The following is a 10,460-nucleotide window of genomic DNA, read 5'->3' as shown; positions in this document are numbered from 1 at the left end:
ATCGCGGATCGTCCCGTCGGAGTGAACGATAGCGGGTTTCTCGGCGCCTTTGGCGCCGATGCGCAGAAGTTTCATGGGTGTCTTACCTCGTATTAGGGAGTGTCCCGCCTCTTGCCGGTCGAAGAGGGGATCAGTTTTTTGAATTCGTGACGAATCCGATACTCGTCAGGAATTCGATTGTCCGTTTGGCGAGGGGCAGGGGGACCGCCGGATCACAGGGAAACATGTCCTGTTCGACGACCGCAAAGCCTTCGTAGCCAATTTCCCTGAATTCGTGGATGAGGGCATTGAAGTCGACCATTCCCCTCGCTGGCTCTTCCGTAACGCCGCGCCGAACGGCCTCGGCCCATGGAAGATCGTCGCGGCGTACCGTCTGAAGCACGGACGCGTTCATGGATTTCAGGTGAATGTAGGGAATGCGCTCGTGATGTTCGCGCCAGAAGGTAACCGGGTCCCCACCCGAGTAAACATGATGACCGGTATCGAGGCAGAGATTCACGAGTGCTGGATCGGTGCTGTTGAGCAAGTGGGCAATGTCGGGCTCGTACTCCACGGTCGCGTCGCAGTGGGGGTGAAAAAGAAGGTTCAAACCAAACTCGTCCTTTGCCGCGCCTCCCAACCGGTGCAGCGCTTCGATGAACCAGGCCCACTCGTCTGGACCCATCGTTTGGCTTTTGAGTTGTTCGCCGGTTTCGGGATCCCGGCTGAAGGAATCCAGCAAGACGATGTAATCGGCGCCGATGTTTGAAAGCCAGTCGGCCGTTCGCGCGAAGTCGTCCGCGATTTTCCGGAGTTCCGACTTCGCGGAGACATCGCAAAAGAACGTTCCGCCGGGCACATTGAGATTGCGTGCGGAAAGCGCATTTCGGGCTTCTTCAGGATCGGTAGGCAGGTAGCCATAAAGCCCAGGCTCGACATACTCATATCCAGCCAATGCGACTTCATCGAGATATCGTTCCCAGGGTATCTGATCAGGATGCGAAGCGTGCCAGATGCCCCATGCATCGGTTCCTGCCGCCAGGATTGCATTCATGTCTTCTGAAACCTTTCCTAGTATGAAGGCTTGGTCTCTTCCCGCTCATGACCGGAAGGCTCGCCAGCGATATGCGCACGTGCATCGCGAAGATGGTTTTCGAGACCGGAGCGAAGCACCACCAGATCATCCGAGGCTATGACGAAACGAGCGCCTTTTTCGACGAGTTCGCGTTGCGCGGAAGCCGGTTCGTAACGTCCCATGCAGACAGGAATTCCTGCAGAACGTGCTGCGCTGAAAACCCTATCGACCGCGTCCTGGACCGTCGGATGGCCCGGATCATGCAGATAGCCGCAATTGACTGCCAGATCGGCGGGGCCGAGACACAAGACATCCAGTCCCGCGACATTCGCGATCTCCTGGGCATTCTTCGCGGCGTCGGGATGTTCGATCTGAACCATCACGATCGTATTCTCGTTGGCATGCTCGAAATAGTCGGCGTTGCGGAAGTAATTGCTCGCCCGGCGCGGGCCATAGCCACGCACACCCGTCGGCGGATACTTGGTGGCAGCGACGACTTCTCGCGCTTGCGCCGCGTTCATGACCATTGGCACCATGATGCCGTCCACGCCGAGGTCCAGAACCCGCTTGATCATGCCGCGGTCATGGCTTGGGACGCGGACGATGGTCACCGGATCCCAGCGGCTCATGGCCGCGATGCTGGCCTCCAGCGTTTCGAGATTCATGGACGTGTGTTCCATGTCGATGAGCACGACGTCGAAGCCGGTGCCTGCGATGACTTCTGCCACCGCGGCGGATTGAAAGGTCAACCACGCCGAGTAGACGATTTCTCCGTCGCGCAGCTTCTGTTTGATTTGGGACGCTTTTGCAGAGGTCATTGCATTTCTCGCCAGTCTAGCTTGCCAGGAGGGGAACGTTGTATTTCTCCCCAAGCGCGTTCAAATCCGAAAACGTCCTGGAATCGAGCGGTATGCCGGATTCTCTGCGTTTCTTCGCCGTCTGACGCTCGATGTCGCCCGGCAGGAGTACGGGGCGGTCGCGATCGATCGGTTCGCTGGCGCACACCCAGTTGGAGAATTCTTCCAGATCGGATGCCATCGTCGCGGCATTGTTGGCCGTTGGGCTGACGAACAGGGAAAACATGTTGTTCATGTGAGGATAGCGGGTCTGGCCGCTGCAGCCGCCGCCGCTCAGGGCGCCTGCCATGACATCTATCATGAATGAGAGGCCGTAGCCGCGATGATCGCCAAATGGGAGAATGGCGCCGCCTTCAAAAAGATCGTCCGGATTGCGCGAAGGCTGGCCTTCCTTGTCGATAATTTGTCCTTCAGGAACGAGGTCGCCGCGGTTCCGCGCGGCCATGACTTTACCTCCGGCGGTCGCCGCCATTGTGGCGTCGAGTATGATGGGGGCCTGATCCGGTCGCGGGAGGCCGATTGATACGGGATTGATGGACATCCTGCGATCGCGCCCGCCGAAAGCCGCGGCGAGCAACACGCCGGCGGGAGCACCGCCTGATGTGTTGACGCAGTGAAGGGAGAGAACTCCTTCGGCGGCCGCTTTCTCCGACCAGCGTCCAATCCTGCCAAGATGGCCGGAATTGCACAGCGTCACGATTCCGACGCCGAATTCCCTCGCCAGTCGTATGCCTTCCTCGACCACGACTTCGCCCGCGGCATGGCCCATGCCGCACATGCCGTCATATGCGGTGAACGCGCCGAAACTCGAAAGTTGCTTTGGGCTGGCATTGCACCGCACGACGCCCTTGGCGATGTCAGCGAGGTAAATCGGAACGCGGAGTACGCCGTGTGAATCGTGCCCAACGAGGTTGGATTCAACGAGGCCATCTCCAATCAGACGGGATTCCTGCTCGTTGCTGCCGGCTGCCATGAACAGGCTTGATACGAAATGGGACAGCTCTTCGTAGCCGACGCTATATCCATCATCATTGATTGCGTTGGACATTATCGGAATATCTCCTCCTTGGAAATGAAGCGGCATGCTTGAGCATGCTGCCCAGCCGTGTGTTTATCATGCAACCTTGATGATCTCAATAAAAACATATCGTTCAATTATTGAACAATGCTAGGCGTTGCAGTTAAGTCGATGGTCGTGAACCTTCGGTGACGATCCGTATGCGGTCAGAAAACGATGACGATCCGCCCATTCGTGTTGCCGCTTGCCATTTCGTCGAGTGCCGGATCGGACTCCGCGAGGGAAATTGTCCGATCGATGCGCGGAAGAAGCGAGCCCTCGCTCATCAGGCGCAACGCTTCCGCGAGCTCTTCCTTGCTGCCGTTGCGTGAACCGACGATTTCGAGTTCGCGTTGTGCGATCACGGTCGAAGTCGTTCTCAGGAACTCGTCGCTTTCACCGATAATGATGATCCGGCCCTTGTCCCGGACCAGATCGCAGGCGAGTTGCGAAGTGTCGCTGCTTCCCACAAGGTCAAAGACCCGGTCGAAGGATTTGGCTTTGGTCTCTTTCGCCGATTCCGGCGTTGCGGTTTCGGCCGCACCTTCATTGTGAGCCGCCATCAGGGCTTCGCGATTCAGATCGATCGCAGTGACGAGCGCACCGATGTCACGCGAAAGCTGGATAAGCAGAGCGCCTATTCCGCCGGCGCCGATAATTGCGACACGGTCGCCTTTGCTGATGTCGCCGCGGTTGATCGCATGCACGGCGGTGACGCCCGCACAGGCCGCCAGGCCGGCATGGATCGGCGAGACATTCGATGGGATCCGCACCAGATTCTCGGCCCGCGCGACGAAATACTCCGCAAAGGCGCCATCGCGCGTCACACCCAGGACTTCGAGATGACCGTCATCCGCATATTCGAAAAGGTGAGGGACGACACGCTCGCCGACTTTCCAGCCGGTCACGCCGCTTCCCAGTGCTTCGATGACGCCCGCTGGTTCGTGCCCGGGTACGTGGGGCAGCGACGGCTGGTAGGCGGTTCCTTCGCGCACATGCAGATCGGTTCTGCATATTCCGCACGCAATCGTCCGAACGAGGACTTCAGTCGGACCGGGCACCGGGCGCTGAAGCGTTGACAGTTCCAATGGTGCTCCAACGCGCCGGACAGTTGCGGCTTTCATCGGGAAGGCTCCTCCTGTGGTGGTGCGATGCTTCGCGCTTCCGGCATCGCCATTCGGATCATCGTTTCAATTCGAACTCATGACACGGTTTTGGCATCCGTACCGCAATTTCAACACGCCCGGTTTACAATTGCAACATAAGGCAGCATAATAAACACTATGTTCAATAAATGAACATTAAAAAATGAAACTGGGAGGAAAAATCATGATGAGATTTGCGAGCAAGGCAGTGTTGCTCATGGGCGTCGGACTCGTTTCGTCGGCCTTGAGTCTGCCGGCGAACGCTGAGGCCGTTAAATTGAGTTTCGGGCACATCCTGGATACCGAAAGCGCGGTTCACAAGGCGGCCGTCGTGGCGGCGGAAACTGCGTCCAGCTGCAGCAACGGGGCCTTGGAGATCGAGATTTTTCCGGGCGGCCAGTTGGGCAATGAGTCGGCTCTTAACAATGCAATTCGCGTGGGCGGTGTCGATATCGCAAATTCCGGCACGTTTTTCCTGAGCAACGAGTTCCCGCTGATCGGAATCAGCACGCTGCCGTATATTTTCCGCGATCGCGATCATGCGCTGACCTACATCGCCAGCGACGTGATGGAAGACATCATGAACCAGTGGCATGAGAAAACAGGTCAGTACCTGATGTCCGCATATTATGGTTCCGCCTTCCACATCATGGCCAACTCGGCCTATCCGAATCCGGATGACATGAAGGGGCAGAGAATCAGGACGCCGGATTCTCCTGCCTGGACGGTTTTTCCCTCTGCCGTGGGAGCGATCCCGACCCCCATCTCGTTCGGAGAGGTCTATCTGGCCTTGCAGCAAGGATTGGTGGACGGATCGACGATGTCGTTGCCGCTCGTATATGCGCAGAAGTTTTACGAGGTCGTCGACTACATGAACCTGACCTACCACTCCTTCGAGATCTCGTTCATGATCGTCGGCGAACACGTTCGCAAACAACTGGACGACGATCAGTGGGCCTGCCTGCAGAAGGCTGCGGATTCGTATGCGATGACGGCGCAAGAGCTGAATCTCGAAGCTGAGGACTCGCTGCGCGAAACCATGACGAATGCGGACATGGTCGAATTCATCGACGTAGATGTCGATGCCTACCAGAAAGCCACGGAATCGGTCATCGACGACAAGATCCGGTCGGGCGAGATGCCTGAGGAAACGGTGGCGGCAATCCGCGCTCTTTGAGCGCCCGCTGCCACCTGGATACCCGGAAAATATTGAGATTCCGCCGGAGGGAGACCCCTTCGGCGGTCCTTGTCGGAGGGCTTTCCTATGCGTCGAAAACTCGTGGACTTTCCGTTGGAAGATTGGCTCGGTTCGTTTTTACTGTTCTGCCTGCTGGTCTTGATGGGGCTCAACGTAATCCTGCGATACCTGTTTGACACAGGGATCGCCTGGTCCGAGGAGATCGGCAGATATCTGCTCATCTATATTGTCTATTTAGGGATATCGACGGGTATTCGTCGCGACTCTCACATACATATTGAGCTTGCCGAGCGCATTCTGAGCGCAACATATATGCGCTTTGTAACGTTTGTTCGAAAGGTCGCAGTCGCCATCTTCCTTGGCGTCGTGATGTTCATCTATTTCGATCTGATCGGGCGGTTTTCCTATCTCAAAAGCCCGTCGTCGCAGATCTCCATGAGTTACTTTTATGCTTCCGTTTTCATCGGTTGCGCCTTCGGCCTTGTGAGACTGGTTCTTTCTCTCGGCAATGAAGCTTCTGGCGATCGGAACGAGTCATGATCGTTCTTTTCGGCTCGCTGTTCATTCTTCTGATCCTGGGCGTGCCGGTCTTCGCCGCGCTCGGCATATCGTCACTGGCGTTTGCGTATATCTCGGGAACGCCGCTTCTCGCTGCGGGGCAGCTCTTCTTCGAGGGGCTGAACTCATTCCCCTTGCTGGCGGTGCCGTTTTTTGTTCTCGCTGCAAACCTGATGAACTCGTCGGGAATAACCGAACGGCTCTTTCGGTTCGCGAACAATTTGGTGGGCTTCGTCCCCGGCGGTCTCGGACACGTCAATATTGTCGCCAGTGTAATTTTCTCGGGCATGAGCGGGACGGCTCTGGCCGACGCTGCCGGGTTGGGCACGATCGAAGTCAAGGCGATGCGCGATCGCGGGTACGATGCGCCCTTTGCGGTTGGTATCACTGCGGCGTCGAGCGTGATCGGTCCCTTGATTCCTCCTAGCCTGCCACTGCTGATTTACGGGGTCACGGCCGGTGTATCCATCGGACAGCTCTTTCTCGCTGGCCTCGTACCGGGATTGCTTGTCGCCTTGGCGCTTCATGTCATGGTGTTTCTTATGTCGCTTCGGCGCGGATATCCTCGTGAGCCGCTCGCGACGGTCGGGGTGCTGTTCACCAGCCTCATTTCGAGCCTGCCCGTTCTTGCGGCGCCGGCAATTATCATCGGCGGTATCGCATTGGGGATTTTCACGCCAACCGAAGCGGCCGTGGTCGCGTCCATCTACGCCATTGTCATCGGATCCCTCGTGTACCGCACACTGGGATTTCGCTCGTTCGTCAGGGAACTTCGCGATTGCTTCGAAACGACAGCGACGATGATGGTCATGCTAGGTAGCGCGACGCTGTTCGGATGGCTTTTGGTCAGGGCAGGGGCGGCAAGCAGCTTCGCGGAATTCGCGATATCGTTCGCCGGAACGCCGACCCAACTCCTGCTGGTTGTCAACGTCGTCCTGTTCATCTGCGGGCTCGTGCTGGATCCCGTGGTGATCATACTCGTGGCGACACCCATCCTTCTGCCTTCACTGGACGCATTCGGTATTGATCGCGTTCATTTTGGTATTGTGATGCTGATCAATGTCATGATCGGGATGATGACGCCCCCGATAGGCGTTTTGGCTTTTGTTATGGCCAAGATCGGCGGTCTCGATCTGATTGATACTTTCAGGGCGTTGATGCCGTTTTTGGTTCCGGTTGTAATCGTCGCGGGGCTGATAACCTTCTTGCCTCAGATTACGCTGTTTGTTCCGGAGCTTGTTTTCGGAGAATGATCGAAAATCATTTCACTTCGAAGCCACCGCTTGCAAAGCTGTCTGGCGCCGGTTTGACAATGGCAAACACTGTGTTCATTATGTGGACGACTCGGTCGCAATCCGAATTGTTCCGCCACGCGCGTTTATCCGAAAGAGTTCAGAAATGCCTGTTGCCGAAAAGAGCGCTGCACTAACCCTTTCCAAGGGTCTCGATATCCTGAAATACGTCCAGGAGCATCCAGGGCGAACAATCGCCAAGATTGCTTCCGACATGGATATCAACCGGAGCACGGCACACAGGCTGGTTAAGACACTTGAGGGCCACTACTTTATCCAGCAAACGCCGGATGGCAGGGGCTACGAAGTCGGTCTGGGCGTATTGCCGCCCGCGGCTACGCAACTCGATCACAATCCCGTTCGTATCGCTTCCATTCCATACTTGAACACTTTGGCGCAGGACACGGGGCAGCGGGTCAATCTTGGCGTGCTGCTCGGTGGAGATGTTCTGTATCTGGCGGGAATAGAGAAGCCGTCGCTGCCGAATGTGTATTCACGTTTCGGGAAGGTGGCGCCGGTGCACTGCTGTTCGCTCGGGAAGGCAATCCTTGCCATGATGAGCGCCGACGAGGTGGGCGAGCTCCTCCAGAACAAGACGCTTGAGCGTTATACAGACAATACCATCACGGATCGCGACGCGCTTTTAAGCGACCTCACAGCGACCCGCAGACGCGGCTTTGCCGTGGATGAGGAGGAGCATATCGACGGCACCTGGTGTGTGGCGGCGCCGCTGATGAACTCACGGTCGCGCCCGATTGGCGCGATTGGGATCAGTGGCAGCGACCGGTCCACGATTATCGACAGCGCCGAGAAGGTTAGCTCCGTCGCGAAAGTCATTAGCCATCTGTTGTCGCCAAATGTCGCACTTTAATGGCGGGCTTTTGTGATGTGCGTTCCGAGCGCATCGTCGAGTTAGGATGATGGCGCTCAAGATTAAAGATTGGCTGCCCTCTGTAATTTCTGCCACGTCGTAGGGCCAATAAATATACTGGGTTCTGTTCTCCGGATGCCCGTCGCCTTCGCGCTCCCTGTATTTGCGATTTCGAATTTCCATAATTCGCAATCGCCATGGTCCGGTCTGAGGCTGTAACGCCGGCCATACTCGCGCCAGGCCGCCTTTCGTTCTCACTTATTCAATTAGATGCCGCCTGCCGGTCTCCCGGGAGGCGCGTAAATGCCTGTTGGGCTTCGGTTCAGAAAGTATCCGATGTCGCTGTTGTGGCTGTTGAGAACTCCGTGACCGGCGCGGAGCTCCGCTGCCATCCCAAAACGCGCCGAGCCGTATTCTCTAATCAATACGCAACCTAATATTGCTTGACAGCGTCACATGCAGATGATCATATAAAAATGCTGAACATGTTGTTCAATAAATGAACATACGGTTCTTCGGGTTCAGCCGAAGTCATCGAAGAGAAAAGCGTGGTTTCTAGAGGGGAGGGGGCAAATGGCTGGTGTTGAAGTCGTTCTGCGAGCGAATGCCCACCTTGCCGAGAGTCCGGTATGGGACGACCAGGCGAATCATTTGTGGTGGGTCGATATTTTCCGAGGGGAAGTCCATCGGATCGATCCAGCGACAGGAGCAGATGCCAGTTGGACCGTGGGCGGTCCCGTTGGCTCTCTCGCGCTGAGGAGTGAGGGTGGCCTCATTCTCGCGCGCAAGGACGGAATTTACGGATACGTTCCCGGCGAAGCGCCTGTTTCCCTTCTTACGCCCGAGCCCGATCGAAAGAAAAACAGGTTCAATGATGGTCGTACCGATCGCTTCGGTCGGTTCTGGGTCGGCAGTCTTCATCTCGCCGAATGCGAGCCAAGCGGCGCGCTCTACTGTGTAGACTCGGACCAGACCTGCGCGCGGGTGGTTGATGGCATTTACGCCGCGAACGGTGTCGCGTTTTCGCCGGATGGGCGAACCGGATATCACGCCGACAGTCGTCGGCGCGTGGTTTGGGCATTCGATTGCGATCCCGAAACCGCCGAAATGCGCCGCAGAAGGGTGTTCATCCACCTCGATGATGCACAGGGCGTACCTGATGGCGCCATCGTCGATTGGGACGGATGCTACTGGCTGGCGCAAGCCGGCGGCTGGCGCATAGCGCGCTATACGCCTCGCGGCGAACTCGACCGCCTAATTCAGCTGCCCGTTCAGATACCCACATCCCTCTGTTTTGGCGGAGCGGATGGGCGAACGCTTTTCATAACTACGGCCCGCTACTCCCTGTCCGAGGAAGCGCTATCGATACAGCCGCTCGCCGGCAGCATTCTGGCGCTCGACGTAGGGACCGGCGGACCGCCCGATACGCGTTTCGCGGCATAGAAGAACAATGATCAAAAATCAGTAATGGAGGAAACGATCTAATTATGGAAAAGTTAATTATTACAGTGACATGCGACTCCACGATGTCCTATCCATCGAACCCGAACAATCCGACTCCGAAGGGACTGGATGTGGTCGCGGAAGACTATGTTCGGTCGGTCAATGCAGGGGCCTCGATTTGTCACCTTCACGGTCCGTATACCGTGGATGCGAAGATCCAGGAGGACGGAACCAAGCTGTCTGATCTGGATATTCCCGGTTGGCACAAATTGCGGTCCGGGATCACGGACAATGTGGACGCGATCATTCAATATGGAATCGCAAACGGACGATTCCCGCAGCGCAAGCTGCTGATGGAAGACCAGCGTCCCGACATGATTTCAACCTGCTTCAACGCACACGACGAGTGCTTCGACTACGAGCCCGGAAACGAGCCGGTCGAGCTTTATGCCATCCATGACCGCGAGGAGCTGAAGGAATACTGCGAAATCACGCGGCGCCTCGGTATCAAACCGGAAGTCGAGGCCTTTCACTACGGTGGCGTCTGGAATGCGATGCGCATGATGGAAAAGGGTCTTCTCGACGGCCCGGTATGGACGACCTTCTTCCTCGGCTGGAAGGGCGGATGCTGGACGCCTCCGACAACGCAGGCAATGGTCTATATGGCGGATCACTGCCCTCCGAATTTCATCTGGAATACGAGCGTTATGGATCCTGTCGAGCAGTGGAAGGTTCTTTCAGCCGCGATTTCGCTGGGCGGCCACATCCGCGTCGGCATGGAAGACAATCCGTTCCTGACACCCGGTGAATACGCGCGCAACAACGCCGAGCTTGTCGAGAAAGCGGTTCGTATCGCCCATGACCTCGGGCGTGAAATCGCGTCGCCGGATGAGGCGCGGGCGATGCTTCAAATGGAAAAAAGGGAGCCTTTTCTCGCCAGCGCCTAGTCGTTGGTCCGAGCCGAAGGCGAGGGAATTCGCATGTC

General features: G+C 57.0%; 10 protein-coding genes. 6 read left to right on the top strand and 4 right to left on the bottom strand.

All coding sequences use genetic code 11. The features are described from left to right. Positions 1-130: 130 nt before the first annotated feature. From LC343_RS17935 to LC343_RS17920, 4 genes are all read right to left on the bottom strand, one after another. A complete protein-coding gene (locus LC343_RS17935) occupies positions 131-1,033 on the bottom strand; it encodes a sugar phosphate isomerase/epimerase family protein (RefSeq protein WP_223478536.1) in 903 nt (300 codons plus the stop codon). A 17-nt stretch (positions 1,034-1,050) separates the two neighbouring features. Then, positions 1,051-1,872: an HpcH/HpaI aldolase family protein gene (locus tag LC343_RS17930; protein ID WP_223478535.1), complete on the bottom strand. Its 822-nt coding sequence runs from the start codon at positions 1,870-1,872 to the stop codon at positions 1,051-1,053. 16 nt (positions 1,873-1,888) lie between these two features. After that, the gene (locus LC343_RS17925; RefSeq protein WP_223478534.1) at positions 1,889-2,959 is read right to left on the bottom strand and encodes an Ldh family oxidoreductase; all 1,071 of its coding nucleotides are present in this window, start codon (positions 2,957-2,959) and stop codon (positions 1,889-1,891) included. Positions 2,960-3,135: 176 nt separating this feature from the next. Further along, a complete protein-coding gene (locus LC343_RS17920) occupies positions 3,136-4,092 on the bottom strand; it encodes an alcohol dehydrogenase catalytic domain-containing protein (protein WP_223478533.1) in 957 nt (318 codons plus the stop codon). A 205-nt stretch (positions 4,093-4,297) separates the two neighbouring features. On the opposite strand from LC343_RS17920, the gene dctP reads away from it, so the two are divergent. The 6 genes from dctP (at position 4,298) to LC343_RS17890 (ending at position 10,422) form a co-directional block, all read left to right on the top strand. Continuing rightward, entirely contained in the window at positions 4,298-5,290 is a 993-nt protein-coding gene (dctP, locus tag LC343_RS17915; RefSeq protein ID WP_223478532.1) for a TRAP transporter substrate-binding protein DctP, read from the top strand. A gap of 87 nt (positions 5,291-5,377) precedes the next feature. Beyond that, on the top strand, positions 5,378-5,851 hold the full coding sequence (locus LC343_RS17910) for a TRAP transporter small permease (protein WP_223478531.1): 474 nt from the start codon (positions 5,378-5,380) through the stop codon (positions 5,849-5,851). Further along, positions 5,848-7,122, top strand: a complete 1,275-nt coding sequence (locus LC343_RS17905) for a TRAP transporter large permease (protein WP_223478530.1) — start codon at positions 5,848-5,850, stop codon at positions 7,120-7,122. The genes LC343_RS17910 and LC343_RS17905 overlap by 4 nt, the downstream gene beginning before the upstream one ends. 145 nt (positions 7,123-7,267) lie before the next feature. Beyond that, positions 7,268-8,032: an IclR family transcriptional regulator gene (locus tag LC343_RS17900; protein ID WP_223478529.1), complete on the top strand. Its 765-nt coding sequence runs from the start codon at positions 7,268-7,270 to the stop codon at positions 8,030-8,032. 573 nt (positions 8,033-8,605) lie between these two features. Then, positions 8,606-9,475, top strand: a complete 870-nt coding sequence (locus tag LC343_RS17895) for an SMP-30/gluconolactonase/LRE family protein (protein WP_223478528.1) — start codon at positions 8,606-8,608, stop codon at positions 9,473-9,475. A 44-nt stretch (positions 9,476-9,519) separates the two neighbouring features. Beyond that, the gene (locus LC343_RS17890; protein ID WP_223478527.1) at positions 9,520-10,422 is read left to right on the top strand and encodes a beta-keto acid cleavage family enzyme; all 903 of its coding nucleotides are present in this window, start codon (positions 9,520-9,522) and stop codon (positions 10,420-10,422) included. Positions 10,423-10,460 lie beyond the last annotated feature (38 nt).

The sequence above is a fragment of the Oricola indica genome (genome assembly GCF_019966595.1).
Taxonomy (GTDB): Bacteria; Pseudomonadota; Alphaproteobacteria; order Rhizobiales; family Rhizobiaceae; genus Oricola; species Oricola indica.
This window is presented reverse-complemented; position numbering and strand designations above follow the sequence as displayed.